This window comes from Mycetohabitans sp. B46 (assembly GCF_037389205.1).
Lineage (GTDB): Bacteria > Pseudomonadota > Gammaproteobacteria > Burkholderiales > Burkholderiaceae > Mycetohabitans.
Genome location: NZ_JADBGL010000014.1, coordinates 33,812 through 56,838, shown reverse-complemented (window position 1 = coordinate 56,838; position 23,027 = coordinate 33,812). Strand labels below are relative to the sequence as shown.

Annotated in this window: 21 protein-coding genes; 9 read left to right on the top strand and 12 right to left on the bottom strand. The window is 62.7% G+C overall.

Going from position 1 to position 23,027, the window contains the following annotated elements:
- Nucleotides 1–31: 31 nt before the first annotated feature.
- Nucleotides 32–1,687 (bottom strand): ShlB/FhaC/HecB family hemolysin secretion/activation protein, encoded by a 1,656-nt coding sequence (locus IHE30_RS13645; protein WP_337691345.1) that lies wholly within the window; start codon nucleotides 1,685–1,687, stop codon nucleotides 32–34.
- A 241-nt stretch (nucleotides 1,688–1,928) separates the two neighbouring features.
- On the opposite strand from IHE30_RS13645, the gene IHE30_RS13640 reads away from it, so the two are divergent.
- Nucleotides 1,929–2,084, top strand: coding sequence for a hypothetical protein (locus tag IHE30_RS13640; protein WP_337691335.1), 156 nt, complete (start codon nucleotides 1,929–1,931; stop codon nucleotides 2,082–2,084).
- Between the two features lie 433 nt (nucleotides 2,085–2,517).
- Here the strand turns inward: IHE30_RS13640 and IHE30_RS13635 are convergent, their stop codons facing one another.
- Both IHE30_RS13635 and IHE30_RS13630 read right to left on the bottom strand, forming a co-directional pair.
- The gene (locus tag IHE30_RS13635; RefSeq protein WP_337691334.1) at nucleotides 2,518–3,147 is read right to left on the bottom strand and encodes a LysE family translocator; all 630 of its coding nucleotides are present in this window, start codon (nucleotides 3,145–3,147) and stop codon (nucleotides 2,518–2,520) included.
- Between the two features lie 251 nt (nucleotides 3,148–3,398).
- On the bottom strand, nucleotides 3,399–5,891 hold the full coding sequence (locus IHE30_RS13630) for a penicillin-binding protein 1A (RefSeq protein ID WP_337691332.1): 2,493 nt from the start codon (nucleotides 5,889–5,891) through the stop codon (nucleotides 3,399–3,401).
- A 351-nt stretch (nucleotides 5,892–6,242) separates the two neighbouring features.
- Here IHE30_RS13630 and IHE30_RS13625 point away from each other — a divergent pair, with 351 nt between their 5' ends.
- Together IHE30_RS13625 and IHE30_RS13620 are read left to right on the top strand one after the other, a co-directional pair.
- Nucleotides 6,243–6,926 (top strand): PspA/IM30 family protein, encoded by a 684-nt coding sequence (locus tag IHE30_RS13625; RefSeq protein WP_337691330.1) that lies wholly within the window; start codon nucleotides 6,243–6,245, stop codon nucleotides 6,924–6,926.
- Nucleotides 6,927–6,985: 59 nt separating this feature from the next.
- Complete coding sequence (locus IHE30_RS13620; protein WP_337691329.1) at nucleotides 6,986–8,200, top strand: tetratricopeptide repeat protein; 1,215 nt, start codon at nucleotides 6,986–6,988, stop codon at nucleotides 8,198–8,200.
- 73 nt (nucleotides 8,201–8,273) lie between these two features.
- On the opposite strand, the gene pdxR is transcribed toward IHE30_RS13620, so the two are convergent.
- Complete coding sequence (gene pdxR, locus IHE30_RS13615) at nucleotides 8,274–9,791, bottom strand: MocR-like pyridoxine biosynthesis transcription factor PdxR (RefSeq protein WP_337691328.1); 1,518 nt, start codon at nucleotides 9,789–9,791, stop codon at nucleotides 8,274–8,276.
- A gap of 118 nt (nucleotides 9,792–9,909) precedes the next feature.
- On the opposite strand from pdxR, the gene IHE30_RS13610 reads away from it, so the two are divergent.
- Both IHE30_RS13610 and IHE30_RS13605 read left to right on the top strand, forming a co-directional pair.
- A complete protein-coding gene (locus IHE30_RS13610) occupies nucleotides 9,910–10,380 on the top strand; it encodes a carboxymuconolactone decarboxylase family protein (RefSeq protein WP_337691327.1) in 471 nt (156 codons plus the stop codon).
- Nucleotides 10,381–10,648: 268 nt separating this feature from the next.
- Nucleotides 10,649–10,873: an MscL family protein gene (locus tag IHE30_RS13605; RefSeq protein WP_337691326.1), complete on the top strand. Its 225-nt coding sequence runs from the start codon at nucleotides 10,649–10,651 to the stop codon at nucleotides 10,871–10,873.
- A 54-nt stretch (nucleotides 10,874–10,927) separates the two neighbouring features.
- On the opposite strand, the gene IHE30_RS13600 is transcribed toward IHE30_RS13605, so the two are convergent.
- Genes IHE30_RS13600 through IHE30_RS13590 form a run of 3 tightly spaced genes read right to left on the bottom strand, consistent with a single transcriptional unit; the run spans nucleotide 10,928 to nucleotide 15,270 of the window.
- Nucleotides 10,928–12,931, bottom strand: a complete 2,004-nt coding sequence (locus tag IHE30_RS13600; RefSeq protein ID WP_337691325.1) for a response regulator — start codon at nucleotides 12,929–12,931, stop codon at nucleotides 10,928–10,930.
- A gap of 18 nt (nucleotides 12,932–12,949) precedes the next feature.
- Nucleotides 12,950–13,399 carry a response regulator gene (locus tag IHE30_RS13595; RefSeq protein WP_337691324.1) on the bottom strand — a complete coding sequence of 150 codons (450 nt, stop codon included), beginning with the start codon at nucleotides 13,397–13,399 and terminating at the stop codon, nucleotides 12,950–12,952.
- Nucleotides 13,396–15,270 carry a sensor histidine kinase gene (locus tag IHE30_RS13590; protein WP_337691323.1) on the bottom strand — a complete coding sequence of 625 codons (1,875 nt, stop codon included), beginning with the start codon at nucleotides 15,268–15,270 and terminating at the stop codon, nucleotides 13,396–13,398. Before IHE30_RS13590 ends, IHE30_RS13595 begins: the two co-directional genes overlap by 4 nt.
- A 270-nt stretch (nucleotides 15,271–15,540) precedes the next feature.
- Between IHE30_RS13590 and IHE30_RS13585 the strand changes: the two genes are divergently transcribed.
- A complete protein-coding gene (locus IHE30_RS13585; protein ID WP_337691321.1) occupies nucleotides 15,541–15,975 on the top strand; it encodes a hypothetical protein in 435 nt (144 codons plus the stop codon).
- 55 nt (nucleotides 15,976–16,030) lie between these two features.
- On the opposite strand, the gene IHE30_RS13580 is transcribed toward IHE30_RS13585, so the two are convergent.
- The 5 genes from IHE30_RS13580 to IHE30_RS13560 all read right to left on the bottom strand — a co-directional run bounded on the left by IHE30_RS13580 (nucleotide 16,031) and on the right by IHE30_RS13560 (nucleotide 20,992).
- Nucleotides 16,031–16,957: a CysB family HTH-type transcriptional regulator gene (locus IHE30_RS13580; RefSeq protein WP_337691319.1), complete on the bottom strand. Its 927-nt coding sequence runs from the start codon at nucleotides 16,955–16,957 to the stop codon at nucleotides 16,031–16,033.
- 17 nt (nucleotides 16,958–16,974) lie between these two features.
- Nucleotides 16,975–18,036, bottom strand: coding sequence for a sulfate/molybdate ABC transporter ATP-binding protein (locus IHE30_RS13575; RefSeq protein WP_337691318.1), 1,062 nt, complete (start codon nucleotides 18,034–18,036; stop codon nucleotides 16,975–16,977).
- Nucleotides 18,037–18,056: 20 nt separating this feature from the next.
- Nucleotides 18,057–18,962 (bottom strand): sulfate ABC transporter permease subunit CysW, encoded by a 906-nt coding sequence (gene cysW / locus IHE30_RS13570; protein WP_337691316.1) that lies wholly within the window; start codon nucleotides 18,960–18,962, stop codon nucleotides 18,057–18,059.
- Nucleotides 18,959–19,855: a sulfate ABC transporter permease subunit CysT gene (gene cysT / locus IHE30_RS13565; protein WP_337691314.1), complete on the bottom strand. Its 897-nt coding sequence runs from the start codon at nucleotides 19,853–19,855 to the stop codon at nucleotides 18,959–18,961. Before cysT ends, cysW begins: the two co-directional genes overlap by 4 nt.
- 111 nt (nucleotides 19,856–19,966) lie before the next feature.
- Nucleotides 19,967–20,992, bottom strand: a complete 1,026-nt coding sequence (locus tag IHE30_RS13560; protein WP_337691312.1) for a sulfate ABC transporter substrate-binding protein — start codon at nucleotides 20,990–20,992, stop codon at nucleotides 19,967–19,969.
- Between the two features lie 241 nt (nucleotides 20,993–21,233).
- Here IHE30_RS13560 and lexA point away from each other — a divergent pair, with 241 nt between their 5' ends.
- Genes lexA through IHE30_RS13545 form a run of 3 tightly spaced genes read left to right on the top strand, consistent with a single transcriptional unit; the run spans nucleotide 21,234 to nucleotide 23,005 of the window.
- Complete coding sequence (gene lexA / locus IHE30_RS13555; protein WP_337691310.1) at nucleotides 21,234–21,881, top strand: transcriptional repressor LexA; 648 nt, start codon at nucleotides 21,234–21,236, stop codon at nucleotides 21,879–21,881.
- Between the two features lie 20 nt (nucleotides 21,882–21,901).
- Entirely contained in the window at nucleotides 21,902–22,318 is a 417-nt protein-coding gene (locus IHE30_RS13550; protein WP_337691308.1) for a hypothetical protein, read from the top strand.
- Nucleotides 22,319–22,342: 24 nt separating this feature from the next.
- The gene (locus tag IHE30_RS13545; protein WP_337691306.1) at nucleotides 22,343–23,005 is read left to right on the top strand and encodes a DUF2939 domain-containing protein; all 663 of its coding nucleotides are present in this window, start codon (nucleotides 22,343–22,345) and stop codon (nucleotides 23,003–23,005) included.
- Nucleotides 23,006–23,027 lie beyond the last annotated feature (22 nt).

Genomic DNA, 23,027 nt, shown 5'->3' with positions numbered 1-23,027 from the left:
CGGTAAAGAGAACAGTCGCCAAAGTCGGTGCCTAGTATGACCAGCTGACGTTAAAGCCGGCATTGAAGCGACGGGTCTGAAAACCCGCCGGCTTGCTAAGCGGCGTACCGGCAAAAACATCCCAAAACAAGCCCTTGGCCCCGCCGCGCAGGCCAATCACGGCACCCGCTAAGTGCTGCCCAATCAAAAAGCTTGTGGACGGCCCGCCCACTTCTGCATAATCCGCACCCAGATAAAGCGTCTGACCGGTGTGGCCCAGCGACCAGCCTAGGTCATTGCGCACCAGCCAGCCTCGGTCGCCGATCAAGGCGCTTTCGCCATCAAAACCGCGCACGGTATAGCGCCCACCGATGGAAAAGCGTTCCGGCAACGCCAGCGGTGTGCGGCTCCATTGTCCGCGCCATGCCATGGTGTAGCGCAGTTGCTGTGCAGCAATGGTAAATGGAATGGTCAGTTGGGCATCCGCGGTAATCAGCGATGGACGCGACGTCCCCTCACCCAAAAATTCCTCCGGCGCCGGCTGAGCCCCCAACATGCCCGTACCCTTGCGGTACGCCACGCCGCTCTCCAGCGTGGCGGAGCCGATGAATTCGCGGTGACTTAACCCGATTTCCCAGCCTGCCGTGTGGCGGCGCTGTACCCCGATCTCGGTGCCATTAACGAAGCTGCGCGCATGGCGTAACCACCCGCGCACATGGGCGTAGGTCTTGCGCACGGCATCGCGATAAAGCAGGCGCGAGAGGCGCACCTCAGTGAAATCGCCATCGCCACCGTAGCGGTAGGTTTGGTAAGCACCCGCGACCGACTGGTGATAATCATAGCCACTGGTCGTGAAGCCCAAGAGCCAGTAACGATACGGCACCTCATAGTGAACGGTATAGCCACGCGTGCCTTTGGGGCCGCTGTGACCACCGCCAAGGTCGTGGTTAAAGCTGGCGTAAAATAAATCGTTTAGCGTCCACCAATTGTCGTATGAGACAGTCACACTACCCTGGTATCGACCGGTGTACCGGCTGCCTGCATCGTCGATAGCGACGTTCAGGCGGACCGGATGCGCCTGTGTCCACGCAATCACCAGGTCGCTCTCGCCAGGCTGGGCGTCGAGCCCTTCGGCCGGCGTGATTTGGATGTCAGCGTCGGCCGTCGGCACACGCTTAAAGTTTTCTAGCCCCTGCTCGATGTCACGCAGGTTAAGCAAGTCGCCTGAGGTAATTGGTACAGCGTTCCACCGCGTCGCGCGCGCACTGCTGTCGTCGGTGAATCGGATCGCTCGGATCCGCCCCGGAATAAGCGTCAGTGCAAGCGTGCCGGTCTTCAAATCCTGCGACGGCGCTAGCACGCGCGTGGTCACATAGCCACGCGCGACGATCGCGTTTTGCACTCGCTTCATCGTCAGGTTGATGCCTGCCGTGCCCAGGCAGCGGCCAATGGCCGGATCGCCCGGCGGATTGGCCGCCGCCAACGCCCATTGGAAGTGCATGGCCGTGTCACCGTCGAGTTTAATGCGCTCGATGCGAAAACAGGGCGACTCTTCCATGGGAAGACGCGCTTGCTCAGGTGCTAACGGGCGTGTCAGCCGCACGTCCGGCGTGGCCTCGCGCTGCTGTCGAAGTACGCGCTCACGCTCCTGTTCGCGCAGCGACTGCTGCTCGGTACCGTCAAGCGGCAGTGCATGCACCAACATCATGGGCGCCAGGCCCACGCAAAACCCTACCCCTTTTCCGCCCCACTGGCGACGACAAACCGCTGGCTTCTCCTTTTTACTTATCATCATAATCACTTCTGCCTAGCGCTGGCAGCTCAATAAAGCACGCTAGGGCCGATCCTAGCAGAACTCGCGCACCACACACTCGAGCTGCCGCCACGGCCTTCCGCTATAGGCGGGCTGCGCGCGTGAAGGCATGAGGAAGCGATCGGCCGACGCCACCATGTTGATCGATGCACGGACCCGGGCCGGCATTGTCGCGCGCATTGAGCAGGGCATCGCCAGCGGCGAACTGCACGCCAATGCCAATGTCCGCATCTTGTCTACGGTATTCGACCGTTTCCTGCTAGGGCTTTCCACTTTGGCTAAGCCCAGCTAGGGCTTTCCACCTTGGCTCAGGACGGCGTTCGCCACACCGTCATGGATACCGCTATCACCCATGTCATGTCGATTTGGGACGCATCGCGAGTAGTCACGGACAATGAATTTCCTTAAGTGAAACGCTGCTAAGCCAAGCAAGACTGGCTGCCCAAACTAGGCTGATAAGGTGCCGCTAAGGCTGCAAATAAGGCCGCGCAGACACGGCTACAAGTTGCATGGCCTGCGCTTGTCGGATGAACCCGGGCGCCAGTTCCGGTCACACGCGTAAACACGTCGGCGTGTCCGGCCTTCAACGTTTTCAAACGCTAGCGCAGTGCATCAAAGCGTCCGGCGTGCTGCGTTGGCTTGGCGAGCGGCCGTCCATTTGGATGACGCTTCTTCGGTACGGCGGCTGGCGGCGCTATGCGTTGCATGGCGCCCAATCTAATCTATTATGGCTGCATCGCCAGCTTCAGTCCAAGCAGGATGAAGATGAGGCCAATAATTTTTTTCTCCCAACGGCGCAGCCAGTGCAAACGTGACATGATGCGGCCAAGCAAGCGTATCGAAAAGATTAAAGCCGTCAAGTACAACACCCCTATGACGACAAAGATTAGCCCAAGCACGACGAACTGCCAAAACGTCGCACCGTGCTCTGGATGCGCAAACTGTGGCAGGAATGCAAGAAAGAACAACGCGACTTCTGGATTGAGCACCTCGACCAGCATCGCTTGAACAAAGGCTTTCTTAGGTGAGACCGCAGCCGGCTTCGGCGTAAGCGCATACTCAAGCGTCGGTTTCTCGAGCCACGCCTGCACGCCAAGATACAGTAGATAGGCGGCGCCGGCCACTTTAACGATATTGAATGCCAGTGCCGAGGTCATCAGCAACGCGGATAAGCCCACTGCTGCACAGAGCGTGTGGATCAGATCTCCAGCCGCCACACCAAACCCGGTGAATACGCCGATTTTGCGGCCGCCTTGTACTGTGCGCGCGAGCACCAGCAGCACGGTTGGCCCCGGAATCAGCAATAGTCCGAGCACGACCACGACAAAGGTGCCCAAAGTCGAAAATTCCAGCATCAAAAGCGCCTATCATCGTTCATTGATCACTTCAAGCCACGTCCATATGTGCTGCTATCAAGCCTGGCACATGGGCGATAATAGCCCATAGTCATTCTGGGGAGCCTGATCGTGCGCAATAAGCGCAGGAATTCGCTGCTGCGATCGCGCCGGCCCAATTCACCCACCACTTCGCCGGTGGTGATGTTCCCATTCTCGCAGCACGCTTTTTGGGTCAGCGCGTATGGGGTAGCCCGGCGACTTGGCACGCGTTACGGCTTGCTGTCGTCGAACAGGTTCATGATCTGCTGGCGCTCCGCCGAATTCACATCGGGCGGCGGCGCCGGCGGTTGCATGCCACCCGGTCCCACCGTGCCGAACTGCGCGTTCGAATCGCTTGCGCCGGCCGGCACGTTCGCGTCAAGCCCGATCGACGCGATAAAGCCGTTACCTGGCGTCTTATCCGCGTAGAACAACTCGCCGTCGATCATCGTCAACCCTTCGGGCATCGGCGCCTGGTACTGCGGCACGCCACGCAGCGCGCGTCCCATGTACTGGACCCAGATCGGCAGCGCCAGCTGCGCGCCGAATTCTCGACTGCCGAGCGATTTGGGCTGGTCGTAGCCCATCCACGCGACCGCGACCAAGGTAGGCTGATAGCCGGCAAACCAGCCGTCCTTGGCGTCGTTGGTCGTCCCAGTTTTGCCGGCCAGGTCGCCGCGATGCAACACGTTAGTTCCCGAGGCAGTGCCCACCGACGCGACCGAATGCAGCAGGCTGTTCATCACATACGCGTTGCGCGGCGCGATCACCTGCGGTGCATTCTGGCCGGCCACCAGCGGCTGGGCCTTCAGCAGCGGCTCGCCGTGCGCGTCGACAACCTGCGCGATCAAATACGGATTGACCCGGTAGCCGCCGTTCGCGAAGACCGAATAGGCCGCCGCCGACTGCAGCGGCGTCACCAGTCCGGCGCCTAGCGCCATCGGTAGGTAGGGTGGCGTCTTGTCAGGATCGAAGCCAAACCGCTCGGTCACATATTGCTGTGCGTACTGCGTGCCGATATACGACAGAATCCGGATCGATACCAGGTTCTTAGACTTTTGCAATGCCACGCGCATCGGCATCGGGCCGTCGGGCTGGTCATCATCCTTCGGTTCCCACGCCTGCCCACCCGGTGTCGTCGGCGGAAAATACAGCGGCGCGTCGTTGATGAGGGTCGCCGGGCCCAGTCCTTTTTCCAACGCGGCCGAATAAACGAACGGCTTAAAGCTCGAGCCCGGTTGCCGCCACGCCTGCGTGACATGGTTGAACTTGTTCTTGTTGAAATCGAAGCCGCCGACCAGCGCGCGGATCGCACCGTCCTGCGGCGCGACTGACACGAGCGCACCTTCGACCTGCGGCAGTTGCGTGATCAAGGCCCGGCCGTTCGCCTCGCGCACGATGCGGATCACCGAGCCGGCTCGGATCCGCACTGACGCCGACGCGCGGGGCGACAGTGCGCCTGCAGCAAACCGCAGCCCGTCGCCGCTAATCTGCACAACGGTGCCATCGGATAATTGCGCATCGACTTGCCGCGGACTCGCGTCAATGACCACGGCGGCAAGCAAATCACCGTTGTCCGGATGGCCGACGAGCGCGTCCTCGATCGCCTGGTCGCGCTCATCGCCGGCGGGCGGCAGCTCGATGCGCGCCTCGGGTCCGCGATAGCCATGGCGGTGCTCATAATCGAGTATCCCTTTGCGCACCGCGTCGTAGGCGGCGGCCTGATCCGCCGAGTCAATCGTCGTCGTGACCGTCAGCCCGCGCGTATAGGCTTCGTCGCGATATTGCGCGTACATCGCCTGGCGCACCATTTCGGCGACATATTCCGCGTGCACATTGTATTCGTTGCCCGCTGTGCACACGTGCAAGTCCTCGTGGATCGCCTGGTCGTATTGGTCCTGCGTGATGTAGCGCAACTCGAGCATGCGCTTCAGAATGTACTCTTGCCGTATCTTCGCACGCCTGGGATTGACGATCGGATTGTAGGCGGACGGCGCCTTAGGCAATCCCGCCAGCATGGCGGCCTGCGCTAGCGTGATGTCCTTCAGGTCCTTGCCGAAGTACACGCGGGCCGCCGCGGCAAACCCGTACGCGCGCTGACCGAGATAGATTTGATTCATGTACAGCTCGAGAATCTGATCCTTGGACAGCGCTGCCTCGATCTTATAGGCGAGCAACATCTCGTAGATCTTGCGCGTATAGGTTTTTTCGCTGGACAGGAAGAAGTTGCGCGCTACCTGCATCGTAATCGTGCTCGCGCCCTGCGCCCGCCCGCCGTGCATTAGATCCGTGATGCCCGAGCGCAGGATGCCGATGAAGTCCACGCCGCCGTGCTCATAGAACCGATAGTCTTCGATCGCCAGCACGGCCTGCTTCATCACGTCGGGCGTGTCCTGGATGCGCACAAGGCTGCGGCGCTCCTCGCCGAATTCGCCAATCAACACGTGGTCGGCCGTGTAGACGCGCAATGGCACCTTAGGGCGATAGTCGGTCAACACGTCCAGCGATGGCAGCTTGGGTCCCATCACCGCCAGCGCGTAGCCCAGCACCAGTGCGCCGATCATTGCGGCGCCCGCTACTAGGCCAGCAAAGCGCAGCATGAACAAGGCAGCTAGCGAGCGCGACCCGCCCCGCTGGCGTGCCGCGGCACGCTGCCGCGTCGGTGGCGCGCGACGCTCGGCGCGTTGAGGATCGGACGGATCGGGTCGTTTTACGGTAGGCATGTCAGGATAACGCCGCGGTCTCATTAACGCGCGTGATGTTACCGCCCCGTGCGGATTGCGGCGTCGCGACAAAACGCGCATTTTAATGCGTGCACGCGGCGCTCCCTCCGACTTTTTTGTAAGCAATTGCTGAGGCGCGCTGCCGCACCGCGTCGGAGCCACGTCGCGTATGATCCGCACATCAGGCAGCGCGGCGGCGCAACAAATTCGCCATCAACCCGTCAAAGCACGGGCGTAGCCTGTGCGCGACCCGGCCAATGGCGCAACAAGCGCGGCCCTTGCAACCACCCGCCCGGTCCCCCTATTCGCGACGGTCGATGCCCGTGCGCGGTCCAACCAACGGAGGAATTCATGTCGTTACTGAACACCATCTCCCGTACGCTCAAGGGCTTGCTAAACGACGCAGCCGAATCCGTCCAGGATCCCTCGCGCGACGCGCGGCAGATCATACGCGAACTGGACGACAGCATCGCGAAGGCGGAGAACGCGCTGATCGAGATTGAGGCGCAGGTCGCGATGCAGCGCAGCAAGCGCGACGTTGCCGATAACAAAGTGAAAAAATACGAAGACGGAGCGAAACGCGCGCTGCAAGCCGGCGATGAGGCACTGGCCCGCGAAGCGCTCAGTGCCCAGGCAAATGCGCAGGCTGAACACGATGCGATTGCGAAGGAACTGGCGGCATTAGAGCCGTCGGTGGGACAACTCAAGCAGCAAATCAACGAGATGCGCGAACGTCGCAACGACCTGAATGCGCGCTCGAATATCCTGCAAGCCAAGCAGCAGATCGCGCAAGCGAAGGACACGGCGGCCACTGCGCTGGGCGGCATCGGCGGCCAAAACCTGGCAGAGGACTTTCAGAAGCTCGAGGACAAAGTCGCACTGCAGAACGCGCGCTCCGACTCGCGGCTGAACTCGGCTGACGAGCGTAGTGGCCAAGCGCTGGATGACAAGCTGGCCGCGCTGTCCAAGGGGCCCTCCATTGACGATCGTCTCGAGGCGCTGAAGAAGCAACTCGGCACGACCGCCCAGTCGTAAACCGCATGCGCCACGCTCCGGCGCACCCCTATACGGCCGATGCATGGCCCGATCGAACGATGAAGACACTCCTGGCGATCATCCTGACCAGCGCCGCCATCGCAGCGTCGGCTGCAGCCTTTACGGTGCCCAGCACGCGCGATGTCGACAATGCGATTGCACGAGGCAACTGGCAGCAGGCGCACAGCCAGCTCGTCGAAGTGTTGCGCATGCACCCGAATAGCGCCCACGCGCATTACCTGTACGGCCAGGTACTTGCCCGGGAAGGCCGAGCCTCGGACGCGCTGGCCGAACTCCAGAAAGCGCGGGCGCTCGACCCTGAACTGCGCTTTGCCTCCAGCGCCGCGCAGTTCAACGCCATCGAGGCACGCATGCAGCAACAGGCCGGGCGCGCGGTGTCGCGCAGTGGGCCGCCGCCGTCTACGTCCGCGATGCTGCCCAGCACCGCCGACACAGCAGTGGCGCCCATCGCGCCGCCTGCACACGCGCCGCACCACGGCCCATCGATTGGCATGTGGATCGGCTTCGTGATCGTGCTTGCATTGGTCGTGCTGCTGGTACGGCGCACCGTGTTGCGCGCACGTTCGAACGATGACAGTCGCGTGCAGAAGCTGCGCCGCGCGCAACTCAAGCGCGCGACCGAACTGCTGAATGCGGCGCGCTCGCTCAAACTCGATGTGCGCCTCTCGACGGTGCCGGGACATGAAACGCTGCTGGCCGAAGTCGACGCGATCGAAACCGCGTTGCGCGCATTGACCGACAAGCTCGTGAACAACGGCAGCCCGGTGCCCGACTACGCACTCGAGGATCTCGAGCGTCGCCTGAACAGCGCCCGAGCCCGCACTGAAGAACGACCGGATCCGAATGCGATCGCGGGCAACGCTGGCGCCGGTACCGATATCCCGCCAAGCAGCGGGAACCCGTCCGTCTATGCCCAGGAAGCCGAACGATTCGGCCATGCAAGGGGCGGCGCGGCGGCACCGCAGCCGCAGCCGCAGCCGCAGCCGCAGCCGACCGTGATCGTACAGCAACCGGGCGGCGGTGGGGGCAGCATGGGCGGGTTGCTGACCGGCGTGCTGCTCGGCCAGATGCTCGGGGGCAGCCGCGAGCGGGTGATCGAGCGCGATGTGATCGTTGATGACGAGCGCCGGCGAGGCAATGCTGGCGCCCAGCCCGACCCGGGATTCGATGTTGGCCGTGGCAACGACGATTGGGGCGACGACGCGGGCGGTAACATCGACGTCGGCGGCAACGACGACTCAAACTGGACTTGAGCAGCCTGCGCATTGCACGCAATCGATGGGGCATCCACCGCAACTATGGCTACGACTGCGACTGCTGCGGCCCTCACGCGTAGGGTCGCTCGAATGCGGCGGCCAACCTGACTGCAACGTCGTCGGCCTGTTCAGGCAGCACGTTGGTAAAGCTCATTAACAACGCGTCGCGTCGCCGCTGCTGCCCATACCACTGCGACAGCGCATCGGGCGCAAGGCCGCTGCGCACCGCTGCCCGGGCCAGCAACACGTCGTTCGCCAACGAGCCGTCGCTTGGCGCAGAGCATTTACGCAGCCAGCCAATCAGATGCATGCCGCCGACGCTGGGCGAAATATCCAATACGCCGCCAACGCGACGGCGCAGCGCCGCGGCAAGTGCGTCGCGGCGCACCGCATACGCGGCACGCATCCGGCGAATGTGCCGGCTGAAATGTCCAGCTTCGATGAAGGCCGCGATGCTTTCCTGCAGTGTCAGGGCCGGGGGCGGGGCCAGTAATGCGGCCACCTTGACCAAGTGCCCGGCGAGCGTAGGCGGCGCGACGATATAGCCGAGCCGCAGGCCGGGCGCGAGCGCCTTGCTGAAGGAGCCAACATAGAGCACGCGCTCGCCGCCGTCCAGGCTCGCCAGCGCGGGCAACGGCCGGCCTGAGTAGCGGAATTCCCCATCATAGTCGTCCTCGACGACCCACGCGTTGGCGCGCGCCGCCCAATCCAGCAGCGCGAGCCGCCGCGGCAATGACAGCGAGACCCCCAGCGGCGCCTGGTGCGAAGGCGTGACGAGCGCCATGCAAGCTCGGGGGGCCTTCGCCACGCCTGCGTCGACATCCAGTCCTTCGTCGTCAACTGGCACGCTAACTAATTGCGCGCCGACCAGCCTTAACGCGTCGCGTGCTCGCCGGTAGCCGGGATCCTCGAACCAGATCGGGCGCGACGCCGTCTCCGGCAATAACGCCGTCATCAGTAGTCCAAGCGCGCCATGATACCCGTTCGTGATAATGATCCTGGCGGGGTCGCAATCGATTCCGCGCGCTATCGCAAGATAACCGGCAATCGCACGACGCAAGCGGGACTGTCCCTGCGCATCGCCGTAACTGAATGCCTCCGCGGCCAGCACGCGCACTTCGTGACTCGCCACCCGGGCCCACAGCTTGCGCGGGAACAAGTCCAACGCGGGCAGCCCCATTTGCAAAGGCGCCACGGCTATCGCGGCACTCACCGATGCATTGTCGGCCGACGGTGCAGGCGCAGGCTTCGTCGGCCCATGCTGTGGTGGAAGTCGTGCATTGACCCGGGTGCCAGCTGCGCCGCGCGTCTCGATAAATCCTTCCACTGCGAGCAACGCGTAGGCGAGTTCAACTGTGCCGCGGGCGGTATTGAGTTGCGTGGCAAGCGCACGTGTGGACGGCAGCCGCATGCCGGCGGGCAATCGACCGTCCAAGATGCCCTCGCGAAGCCGGGTAACCAGTTGCCGATACATAGGCTCGTCACACCGACGGTCTAGCTCAAGCGTGCAGGCCCACTCGGCCGCCGGCATGGTGCTGGGCCGACTTTTGCGCGCCACAGCCCGCTTGCCGCCGTGCTCCGCTGTCATCGCCCTGCTCCAGCTCGCATCATGGCCTACTCATTTAAACCGTTTTTGGCCTTTTACGATAACCCATTCGCCGCCTACGATAAAGGCTCCTAGTCCATTGACGCGAAAGGAAACCCTGATGAGCCAACCTCGCCTGCCTTACCGTGAACTGTCCAAGGACGCCTATCTCGCATTGGCATCGGTCAATGCCGCACTGGGACGCTCCGCGCTCGGCCAGAAGCTGTGTGATCTTGTGTTCCTACGTGTATCACAAATCAACGGATGTGCGTTTTGCGTCGACATGCATTCACACGACCTGCTTCAGCAAAGCGAAGACGTGCAGCGCCTGCTCAGCATACCAACCTGGCGCGAAACCGAGATGTTCGATGCGCGGGAGCGCGCCGCGCTGAACTGGGCCGAGCGCCTGACCACACTACCTGGTGGCCATCCAGCCGATGCCGATTTCCAGGCGCTGAAAACTCACTTTAGCGATACGGAGATTGCCGACCTGACTTTCGCGGTCGCGGTAATCAACGCCTGGAACCGCCTCGGCGTCGGCATGCAACTGCCGGTCACACGCAGTACCGCCAGCGCCGCCAGCGCCGCTTGAGTCGCTTGAGTCGCTTGAGTCGCTTGAGTCGCTTGAGTCAGTTGAGTCAGTTGAGTCAGTTGAGGCGCCTGGGTCGCTTACATCGCTTGACGCCGCTGGGGCGGAACCGTCGCAGCGGTGGCGCGGGCCCCCATTCGCACCTTTATTGATAAGATTTGCCCAGGCCCGCGCTGCTTCGCGGCCTGGCGCACATTTCTGCCGCCCACTGCCCCATCGCCCGAAACGTTGCGCGCTCAACCGCCTATGCGTTTTTCGGGGGAACCGCTCTATGAGCATGCTCAAGGAATTGAAAGAGTTCGCCGTCAGGGACAATATGATGGATCTGGCTGCTAGCGTCATCATTGGCGGCGCGTTCGGCACCCTCGTCAATTCGCTGGTCAGCAAGCTGCGCGCGCCGGCGCTGCAGGCAGCCACGCCGGCAACCCTGGCAGCACCACTCGAGGATATCGCGTTGCGGCGCGAGATCCGCGACGAGCTGAAAAACCGCGACTGACACGCCTACACAGGGTCCCGCGTGACGCGCAGCAAACGCCGCAGCGTCACAGCGTCAAGCGGTGGGCGTAGACAACGCGTCATCGCTGCCCTTAGCCATTGCGATCTCTTCGATCAGGCCTTCAAGCAGCGTGAAGTTGACTGGCTTGGTCAGATGCGACATAAAGCCGGCATCGAGACAGCGGCGTACGTCGTCATCCGAGCCATAGCCGGTCAACGCCACCGCCGGCACGTGTGCGCCGGTCTCGGTGCCCCGCAACGCCGTGATTAAGTCCAGCCCCGTACCATCGGGCAAGCCAATATCGCTGACCACCAGGTCGAAGCGCTGCTGCTGCGCGGCCTGCAGCGCTGAGGCCACGGTCCCGGTTGCGATCACATTGTGGCCAAAGCCCGTGATAAGTTGAGCCATCACCTCGGCTGTGTCCTGATGGTCCTCGACCAGCAGGATGTCCAGCGTGGCGCGCTGCGGCGCCGCCGCGATCGTACCGCGCTCCATCACCGGCCCGGGTGCCTCGACACTAGGCAACACGATCGTAAAGGTGGCGCCGCGCCCTAATCCCTCACTGGCGGCATGCACCGTCCCACCATGCACGTCGGTCAGCGCCTTGGTGATGGCCAGGCCTAGCCCCAGGCCACCGTACTGCTGGGTGGTGTGCCGCCCACCCTGCTCGAATGCGTTGAACAGTCGCCCCAGCTGCTCCGGCGCGATGCCGATACCGCTATCTTGCACGTCAATTTGAATCTGCGGCACACCCGCTTCGGATGGCGCCTCGGCATCGCGCGTGCGCAGCACGATGCGGCCATGCTCGGGCGTAAACTTGGCCGCGTTCTTGATCAAGTTCCATAGCATCTGCTGCAATCGCGCACGGTCGCCACGGACGAAGCGGTGCTGTGCAGCGCAATCCAATTCCACGCGCAATTGCTTGACCTGGATGTCGCTGCGAAAAATTTCCAACACCGCATCGATGAGTTCGTGCACATCCACAGTCTCCAGCGCCAGCAGCAGCTTACCGTTGGCTACTCGCGTCAAGTCCAGTAAATCGTCGATCAGGCGGGCCTCTAACTCGATATTGCGTCGAATGACCTTCATGGCGGAGCGCACCGGGTCGGGAACGTCACGCGCGCGCTCGAGCATTCGCGCACTGGCCAGCACCGGCGTGAGTGGCGTGCGCAACTCGTGCGACAGCATCGCGAGAAAACGGTCCTTCGCACGATTGGCCTCTTCGGCCGCCTGCCGCGCCGCCTGCTCGGACTGGAGCAGCCGCTCGCGCTCGTCGCTTGCTTCGCGCTGATCCTGGATGTCCGTACACGTGCCAAACCACTTCGCAATGCGCCCATCCGCTTCGCGCAAGGCCGTACCTCGCAAGCAAAACCAGCGATACACGCCGTCATGGCGCCGCAGCCTCACCTCGCGAATGAAGCTGTCCGCGCCCTGCCCGATGGTCTGTCGCCATGCATCACGCAGCGCGGGAAGATCATCGACATGGACCGCGTCGAACCACCCGGCACCGAGTTCCGCGCCAGCTGGCATTCCGGTGTAATCCGACCATTGCCGGGACAGAAAATCGCATTCGCCGCCCGGCGTGCAAGTCCAGACCAGATGCGGCAGCGCTTCGGCAATGGTCCGATAGTGTCGCTCGCGATCGCGCATCCGCTCAGAGTCCGCCACGACACGCCGCATCCGCGCTTCATTCAACGCACGTTCGACGGCCTCGGGCAGGTAATCGAGGTAATCGGCTGCTTTTGGCACCACATCGGACACGCCGGCACGCAACGCCTCGATGATCCGCGACTCGTCCGAAAAGCCTGTCGCTAGGATAGCCGGCAGCTTGATCCCGCGTGCAACCAGTCCACGGAAAAAATCCAGTCCGGTTTGTGGCGTACCGAGCCGGTAATCGAGCACGAGCAGATCCGGCAACGGCTCGCCGATGCAATCGAGCGCCTGCTGCACCGTCGAACAGGCACTGACGCGATAGCCGACCCGCCGCAACGCGCGCGCCGCAAGCAATAGGATACCCTCGTCGTCGTCGAGCACCAGCACGTGAGCGTCGCTGGACATAATGGCTCCGGAACGTGGTCAGCGTGCGCTCGGCCGCACGCTGCACGGCAGCTTTACGACCTGCAGGAAGAAGCCCAGCCGCCTGACCGCCTCGATAAATGCATCGTATTCGACCGGCTTGGTGATATAGACATTGCAGCCGAGTTCGTAGCACCGCTCAATTTCGCGCGGATCGTCGGTGGTCGTGAGCACGATGACCGGCAGCGACGCGGTCTGCGGCGATTCCTTCAGACGGCGCAGCACCTCGACCCCGTCCACGCGCGGCATCTTCAGATCCAGCAGCACCACACAGTTGCGCAGATCGCCGAACGGTGCGGGACCGAAGAAATAGTCTAGCGCCTGGTGACCGTCGGACAGCCGCTTAAAGCCATTGGTCAGGCCTGCGCGGCGCAGATTGCGCTCAACCAGCGTCGCATGGCCATCGTCATCCTCGATTAGGATGATGCTGACCGTCTCCCCGATTGTCATGATTTTTCCCAAGAAGTATTGTATGCACCGGCATACGGACCGAAACCGGCGTCCTCAACCCGGTGCGCGGTCAGTACATGCAGAGCAGCCATGCCCGCCTCGCGCTGTGCCCAGTAAGGCAAACGTTTGCCGCTGTCTTGATTTTTCACCTCTGGTGCGCGGCCGATCGCAACACCTCCCGGGTACACCATGCCCAGCGGCGCGTGTGCGGGTAACGCAACGTAGAACGTCGATCCTGCGCCTTCGGCCGACTCGACCCAGACACGTCCGCGATGTCGCTCCACCATCCGCTTGACCAGTGCAAGCCCGATTCCATCGCCAGGGCCCGCATCCGTATGCAGCCGCTGGAACGCGCTGAATACCTTCGGCAGCGACGCCGCCGGAATGCCGCGCCCGTTGTCTCTTACATAATAGACGCGATGGCGCTCGCCCGTGCCAGCTAGCCGCGCCGTGGCGATGCGACCGTCCGCCCCAAGTTGCATGACGTGCGCCGTGGGCGCGGCGGCTTGTGGCGAGTCGCCGTCACCGCCCGGATTGATCCAACCGACCTCGATCACGCCGCAGCGGGACGGATCTAGGTAAGCAAATGCATTGCCGAGCAACTGGCCGAAAATCTGCTCGATCGCGCCAGCATCGCCCCATGCCGGCGGCAGCGGCTGAATCAGCACGCGTGCGCCGTTCGCCGACGTTTGGCCCTTCAGCGCCCCGATCACCCGCTGCAATACGACGTTCATGTCCACCAGCGCCCACTGGTACTCGACCCGACCCGCGCGCGACAGCCGCAGCAATGCCTCGATGATGCCACCCGCGCGCGTGACCGCGCTTTGCAGGAAGCCGATCGACTCTTGGATCTCGCCGTCGACGATGCGCTGCAGCCGCTCACGCTCGGCCACGGGCAGATCCAGCTCGCTAATCGTCTCGCGCAACTCGCTGGCCGAGACCTTCAACTCGCGCGAGAACCCTTGCAGATTCACCAATGGCGAGCGCAGATCATGCGACACGCTGTAAATAAACATCTCATTGTCCTGCGTCTGTTGACGCAATTCCTCGTTGACCTGCGCAAGCTCACCGGTGCGTCGCTGCAAGTCGGCCTTCAGCAGTGCGTGCTCGCGTTCAGACCGCACCAGCTTGCGGCTCGTATCGTGCAGCACCTCATCAAGCTGCGCGATTTCGTCGCGACCACCCAATGGGGCGCCTAGCGGCTCGCCCGTACCCAGGCGCAGCGCGTTCGTCGTCAAAACCTCGATCCGCTGGCCGATGTGTCGCGCAAACGCAAGCGCTGCGATCACCGCAATCAGTAGCGACACACTCACCGCAAACCAGAGCATGAACTGTTGCGTCTTCAGCGAGCCTTGCAACTGAGCGTTACGATCCGCCTGCAGCTTGTTCTCCGCATCGACGAAGTCGCCCAGCTCGCCGCGAAATTCATTGATCTCGCGCGGCATTTCCTCACCGCGGTATGCCTCGATGACGCGCTGGCGCTCACCCTCGCGCAATTGCTCGGCCACGCGCTGCGTCAGCTTGCGATACCGGTCGATTGTCTCGCGCATACGCGCAATGCGGCCGGTCTGCTCGGGATTGTCGGCTACCGTCGCCTCGAGCGCATTAAGCCGGTCGGCCAGCTCGACCCATGTCGCGCGCTTGTCCGCGAACGACGGGTCACCGACGATAATCCCCGCCCGCAATTGCGACGCCTGGCGCAGCAACGGACCAAGCAGCGCCTCGGCCTGATTGATCACCTTTTTGGATTGCAACGCCCATCGTTCGGCGTCGGCCACTTGCCGCTCCACGCCGAATAACGCGACCAACAGCGCCAGCTCGCACACTACCGGCACCGCGACGAGCAATAGTCCCTTGGTAAAGAGCCTCATGCGCCAACCGGCATCCGCTCGAACGTCAATGCATGTCCCCTTGTAGAAGGCCGGCGTCACATTACGGGTCTAGTGCCGGCCAGCAAACGATTATCGGCCTTGCACGCCGATATTTCAATCGCGGAGCAAGCTCGCGGCGACATGATCCGGAGTCATTTTTTGAAATCGGTCAATATGCTATAAAGATCGGCATGCCTGCGCGACGAGCGCCGCTGTGTTTGCCGCAGCCGCCGTCTTTTCATTCCATCCATGCCGTTTGAGATGAATACCATGTCCACTCCGAAAAAGCGCAGACACGCATCCAGCGATGAGTCTTTTTTGGCCCAACTCGCTGGCTGCAAGCCGTTCGCGCAACTCGACACTAAGATCGCACGCGCCCGCGCTCAGGACGAACCCGTACTGTATACGGATGCGTTGCCGGGCCTGGATGTGCTGATCTGCACGGTGCGCGGCGCGCAGCCGCCCTACCCGCGTGCGGCCGAGCTGCGCCGGCGCTGTATCGAATCGGTGGCCCATGCGTTAGAGCAGCCGCTGGATGGGCTCGAGCGCGGCGGCTATTGGTACGAGGCCAACGGCGTCGGCTTCCTGGTGTTCGCCAGCCGGGCACGCACCGCGATCCTTCCGCAATTCTGCTCGGTCGCAAGCCGGCGCTCACACGGCGCCGAACGTAACATGCGACGCCCGCTGCGAACACGGCAGACCTAATCCGCGGCGTGCCGCCGAGGCAGCCGCATGTCGTTCATCGGTGGCGTTTGCGCCGTCACGCGACTTCGCGCAACTGGCCGGACACCTGGGCCTCGGTTAAGTGGGGCGCGAACATTTCGATCAACCGGTATGCATAGGCGCGCAGGAACGCGCCCTTGCGCAGTCCAACGCGGGTCGTGCTCGGCTCGAACAAGTGCTGCGTGTCCAGTGCGACCAACTCACTGTCTCGCTTCGGATCGTACGCCATCGCGGCGACAATGCCCACGCCCAGTCCCAGTTCGACGTATGTCTTGATCACGTCCGCGTCGATCGCCGTCAGCACCACATCCGGCGCAACACCAGCCCGCACGAACGCCTGGTCCACGTGCGAGCGTCCTGTGAAATCCTGGTCGTACGTGATGATTGGGTAGTCGGCAATGTCCTCCAGCGTCACTGCGGGCCGGGTCGCGAGCGGATGCTCACTTCGCACCACGACGGTGTGATGCCACGAGTAGCCTGGAAATGTCACGATCTCGCCGTAGCGGTCCAGGCCCTCGGTCGCGATACCGATGTCCGCGTCGCCGTTGATCACCATTTGCGCGATCTGGTGCGGACTGCCCTGGCGTAGCGCGAGATGGACCTTCGGATACATCTCCTTAAAACGATGCACGACCTTGGGCAACGAGTAGCGCGCTTGCGTGTGCGTGGTGGCCACCACCAGATGGCCGGTGTCCTGATCTGCATACTGCCGCGCGACGCGGCGCAGATTTTCCGCATCAAGCAACATGCGCTCAATCAGCGTGTGCACGGCCTTGCCAGGCTCTGTCAAGCCAGTGAGCCGCTTGCCCCGGCGGATGAAGATATCGACACCGAGTTCGTCCTCGAGATCCTTGATTTGCTTGGAGACCCCGGATTGCGACGTGTACAGTACATTCGCCACTTCGGTCAAATTCATGTTCTGGCGCACAGCCTCGCGCACGAAACGCAGTTGCTGGAAGTTCATTTCGTTTCCTCAGATTCTCATCGCTGCACAGGAAACACCCGCACGGCGCGCGGCACCGCGGTCACACCGTCGCCGACGTCCAGCCTCAGCGCGCGCCATGCGTCACGATCGAGCTCCGCTTCCAGCGTCTGGCCAGTCTGAGCCTGCAGTTCAACGCGCACCGAGCCGCCCAGCGGCACGATCCGCCGCACGTCCACGCGGATGCCGTCCTGCGCGGCGCGTGCCTGTGGCACCAGTTGTAGATCGTGCGGGCGCACAAAGGCAAGCGCTGGTCCGCTGAAGTCTCCCTGCGCGGCGATCCATCCGCCTTCGCCGTGCGGCACAAAGCCCTGTTTGCCCAGTGTGCCAGCCAGCCGGTTCGCCGCGCCGAGAAATTCATAGACGAACGCATTACTCGGGTGGTCGTAGATGTCCTGCGGGCTGCCGATCTGCTCGACGCGGCCATGATTGAGCACCACGATTCGGTCCGCAACCTCGAGTGCCTCCTCTTGGTCGTGCGTGACGAAGAGGGTCGAGATAGGCAGGTCGTCATGCAGACGCCGCAACCAGCTATGCAGCTCCTTGCGCACCTTGGCATCGAGCGCGCCGAATGGCTCATCGAGCAACAGCACCTTGGGCTCGATTGCCAGCGCGCGCGCCAGCGCAATGCGCTGGCGCTGTCCGCCCGACAGCTCAGATGGATAGCGTTGCGCGAGCCAATCCAGTTGCACGAGCTTGAGCAGCGCGTGGACCTTTTCCCGGATTTGCGCTTCTGACGGGCGCTCGCGGCGCGGCTTCACACGCAGCCCGAACGCGGCGTTCTCGAACACCGTCATATGACGGAACAGCGCATAGTGCTGGAACACAAAGCCGACCTGACGCTCGCGCGCGCCGACGTCGTTCACGTCCTGCCCGTGCAGCACAACCTGGCCCACCTCTGCCTGCTCCAAGCCTGCAATCACGCGCAGCAGCGTGGTCTTGCCACAGCCGGACGGCCCGAGTAGCGCGACCAGTTCGCCGGACGGGAATTCCAGCGACACATTGTCGAGCGCGGTGAAATCGCCAAAGTGCTTTTGCAAGTTGCGAACAATGATGCCCATATCCATTTCCGCGTGGATGGCTAGCTGGCTGCCGGCTCGCTCGACGTCTGGATGAGCCGGCGCTGCGCGATCAACTTCAACGCGAGCGTCACCAGCGCAAGCAACGCCAGTAGCGACGCGACCGCGAACGCGGCGACGAAGTTGTATTCGTTGTAGAGAATTTCCACGTGCAAGGGCATCGTGTTGGTCTGCCCGCGAATGTGGCCAGAAACCACCGAAACTGCACCAAACTCGCCCATGGCGCGGGCGTTGCACAAGATCACGCCGTACAATAGGCCCCACTTGACGTTGGGCAGCGTCACGCGACGAAAGATCTGCCAGCCGGAGGCGCCCAGCACGCGGGCCGCTTCCTCCTCGTCGGCGCCCTGCGCCTGCATGAGCGGAATCAATTCGCGCGCGACAAATGGAAACGTGACAAACACCGTCGCCAGCACGATGCCCGGCACCGCGAAGATGATCTGCACGTTGCGATCTTGTAGCCACGGACCAAACCAGCCTTGCGCGCCGAACATCAGCACGTAGATCAGCCCGGAGATCACCGGCGACACCGAAAATGGCAAGTCGATCAGCGTGGTCAGCAGACTCTTGCCGCGGAACTCGAACTTTGCGATCGCCCATGACGCGCATAAGCCGAATACAACGTTCAGCGGCACAGCGATCACCGCCGTGATCCCTGTCAGCTTGATCGCCGACAGCGCATCCGCGTCGATCAAGGCGTCTAGATAGGCCCCTACGCCGTTGGCTAACGCCTGATAGAACACCGCGGCCAGTGGCAACACCGGGAACAGGCCAAGAAAAAGCAGCGCGATTGCAGTCAGCGCCCACCGTACCGCACGCGGCTCGGTCGTCGCGTCCACATGCGGTGCCCGCTTTGGCTGTACGCTAGCGCCGATTGCGACCGCCGATTGAGTGGCTTGCTGACTCATCGCCCCTCTCCAGCCGTGACCACGGACGGTGCGAGGCCGAGTGGCGGCGCGCGGTGCGTACTAGACGTGCGCCGCTGCAGCCCCCATTGCAGCGCGTTGATCGCCAGCAGCAGCACGAATGATACGAGCAGCATCACGACGGCCAGTGCCGCCGCTCCCGCATAGTCGTACTGCTCCAGCTTCGTGATGATCAACAAAGATGTGATTTCAGACTTCATTGGCATATTGCCCGCAATAAAAATCACCGAGCCATATTCGCCGAGCGCACGCGCGAACGCGAGCGCAAAACCTGTCAGCAGCGCGGGCAGCAACGACGGCAGGACCACGCGGAGAAAGGTCAGCCAGCACGTCGCACCGAGGCAGGCAGCGGCCTCCTCCTGCTCACGCTCGAAGTCCTCCAGCACCGGCTGAACGGTGCGGACCACGAACGGCAAGCCAATGAAGGTCAGCGCGACCAGCACCCCGAGCGGCGTGAACGCCACCTTGATGCCGAGCGCAGCGAGCAGCGAGCCGACCCAGCCGTTACCCGAATAGACGGCGGCCAGCGCAATGCCGGCGACCGCGGTGGGCAAAGCAAACGGCAGATCGATCACCGCATCGACGAGCCGCTTGAACGGAAACTCATACCGCGCCAGCACCCATGCTATGAGAAAGCCGAATACCGCATTGAGCAGCGCGGCGCCCAGCGACGCGCAGAACGTGAGCCGGTACGAGGCCAGCACGCGCGGCGACGCGACGGCACGCGCAAACTCGGGCCACGTCAATGTCGTCGTCTTCAAGAAAGTCGCGGCGAGCGGGACCAGCACCACTAGGCCCAAGTACGCCACCGTGATACCGAGCGTGACACCGAACCCGGGCAACGCACTGGGCTGGCGAAAATAAAAACGACTCATGCCTGCTACTCGCCTCCAAGCATCGCTCGCGCCAGACCCAGGGGATCCGGGCTCAGCTTACGCCGGCGGCCCTCTCAGGCCGCGGACCCCCGCCTGGCAGCCATCGTCGGCTTACTGTGGCTGATAAATCGAATCGAATACTCCACCGTCGGCAAAATGTACTTTTTGAGCCTTCGCCCATCCGCCGAATGTATCGTTGACCGTGTACAACTTGAGCTTCGGGAACTGCCGGATCAGCGCTTCGGGCACCTTGTTCGAGCGCGGCCGATAGAAGTGCTTCGCCGCGATCTGCTGGCTCTGCTCGGTGTACAGGAAGTTCAGATAAGCCTGCGCGAGCTTGCGCGTGCCGCGTCGGTCCACCACCTTGTCGACCCACGCGACCGGCGGTTCGGCCAGAATGCTAACCGATGGCATGACGATCTCAAATTTGTCGGGCCCGAACTTTTTGAGCGACAGAAATGCCTCGTTTTCCCAGCCGACCAGCACGTCGCCGATGCCGCGCTGCACGAAGCTGGTAGTCGCGCCCCGCGCGCCTGAATCGAGCACACCGACATTCCTGTACAGCTTTGCGACGAACTCACGCGCTTGTTGCTCACTGCCACCCGGCTGGTGCAACGCGTACGCCCATGCGGCCAGATAGTTCCAGCGCGCGCCACCGGAGGTCTTTGGGTTCGGCGTGACGATGGACACACCCGGCTTGACTAGATCGTCCCAGTCCTTGATCCGTTTCGGATTGCCCTTGCGCACAACGAACACGAGGTCCGGCAAGCGTTTTTGCCAATCCGCGTCAATCCACCCCTGCTTGGCGATCGCGTCGATATCGTAGGCCAGCGCCAACGTGACGACGTCCGCCTGCAAGCCATCGATGACCGAGCGCGCCTGCGCGCCCGAGCCGCCGTGCGACTGCCTGAACGATACGGTCTCGCCGGTCTTGGCCTTCCATTCCTTTGCGAACGCCTGATTCATGTCCTGGTACAACTCCCGCGTCGGGTCGTACGACACATTGAGTAGCGTCCTATCCGCGACGGCCGCGCCACTGGCCACGAGGCCGCCCGTCAGCACCCATGCCGCGGCCAGTCGCCGCCACACTGATGCACTGGCGCGCTGCCGCGCCCGCCCCGTTACCTGTTCGCTCATTTGGATGCCCGTGGATGTCGTGAGGACCGGCCAAGTCTAACGAACGCATTTCATTATCAAAAATAATCGTTCCTTATGCTTTTATATTCAAAAGTCGTAAGACACCGGACGACGCGCCAACAACTTATGCCACGAGCGAACGGACAGTGCGTTCAAAACGGACAGCGCGTTCAAGTAGCACTTGAAATACTGTGAATACTGTATAAAAATACAGGGACCTGTTCATCCATACAGTAACCTCATGACTAAACTCACCACCCGTCAGCAGCAGGTCTACGACTTGATCCGCCGCGCGATTGAGCGCACCGGCTTTCCGCCGACGCGCGCCGAGATCGCTGCAGAACTCGGCTTCAGCTCGGCCAACTCGGCCGAAGAGCACTTGCGCGCGCTGGCGCGCAAAGGGGTGATCGAACTGGCGGCGGGAGCATCACGCGGGATCCGGTTGCTGTCAACGGAAGACGAACCGCACCCGTACACGCTGCCACATCCAGCGGTCATGCAGTTGTCGCTGCCGCTGGTCGGTCGTGTCGCGGCCGGCAGTCCCATCCTGGCTCAGGAGCATATCGCGCAGCATTACGCATGCGATCCAGCGCTGTTTGCAAGCCGGCCCGACTATCTTCTGAAAGTGCGCGGGATGTCGATGCGCGACGCGGGCATCTTCGACGGAGACCTGCTGGCCGTACAGAAACAGCACGACGTGCAAGAAGGCCAGATTGTGGTGGCGCGGCTGGGCGACGACGTGACGGTCAAGCGCTTCCATCGGCTGGTAAATGGCATCGAATTGATCGCGGAAAATCCGGATTACGAGAACATCATCGTGAGCCCGGGACAAGAAGATTTTGAACTGGAAGGCATCGCGGTCGGCTTGATCCGTCCTAATGCGTACTAAATACCGATATGGAGAAACCGATGAAACGACTTGCCCGCCTGTTTCCGTTACGCGCGTTCGGGCGCCTGCGTCATCTGCGAAGCCTCGTGCCATGCGGTGCATCGTCTCACCCCGCCACTTCGTTCGGTCTGCTGATGGGCGGCGCGACGCTGGCACAGCGCCCGACCGCACCCACGCACGATGGCGTGGCACACGTCGTGCGGGAGTACATGGAATTGCCATCCTGCCTACCAGCTTTCGCACGCGTGCCGCTGCGCCACAGCGTACCTCAGAGTGAACCGGCCCGTCGCCGCCCATGGCGGGAGGACGATCCGGTGCGCGTCTATCGCAGTGCGTCGCGCGTGGTGCTAGTGGGCCATATCGATGCGGTTTGCAGCATGATCGACCGGTATATCGCGGCAGAGGAGATTGGGGTTGCCCACGGTTTGCTGGATTAATTTACTCGCGCTACAACTGCGCATATGACATCGACCTCATTCAAGCGTCTTGTCGCCGCAGGGGTGGCGCTGGCTAGCGTGGTGGCAGGCATGCTCAGCTACGCGTCGCCTTATATCGTCCTGCACCGCCTGGAGCAGGCAGCCGATGCGCGCGACGCCGAGACGGTCAATCGATACGTTGACTACCCTGCATTGCGCGCCAGCCTGAAACAGGAACTCAATGCACGAATCAGGCGCGCGGTCAGCGCGCATATCGATGATTCGCCGCTGGCGCAGGCAGTCGCCAGTGTCGGCACGATGGTCGGTTCCGCATTGATTGCGCCCATTGTCGAAGTTTATGCGACGCCAGACGGCGTAGCCGCGTTACTGGCCGGCATGCCTCCACGCGATGTGGCGAGCGACACGGCACCGCCGGGCCCGGTGCGGGCTCCGCAAGCCGGTGCGACACGCGGCACAGCCGTGTCGGCTACCTCGGGCTCCGCCGGTTCCAGTGCACCAAGCGGCCAGCAGCCCCCGGCCGGCACATCCGTAAGCGGCGGCGCTCAAGTGAGCGCCGGCTATCGCGGCATCAACGAGTTCGTGGTCCGATACCGCGCTGGTCCGAAGGAGCCGCCGTATGCGGCGATTTTTCACCGCACCGGCGTCTTCGGCTGGCAACTTGTCGGGGTCAAATTCAATGGTTCATGATGCGGGCCATTGTGACACGCGG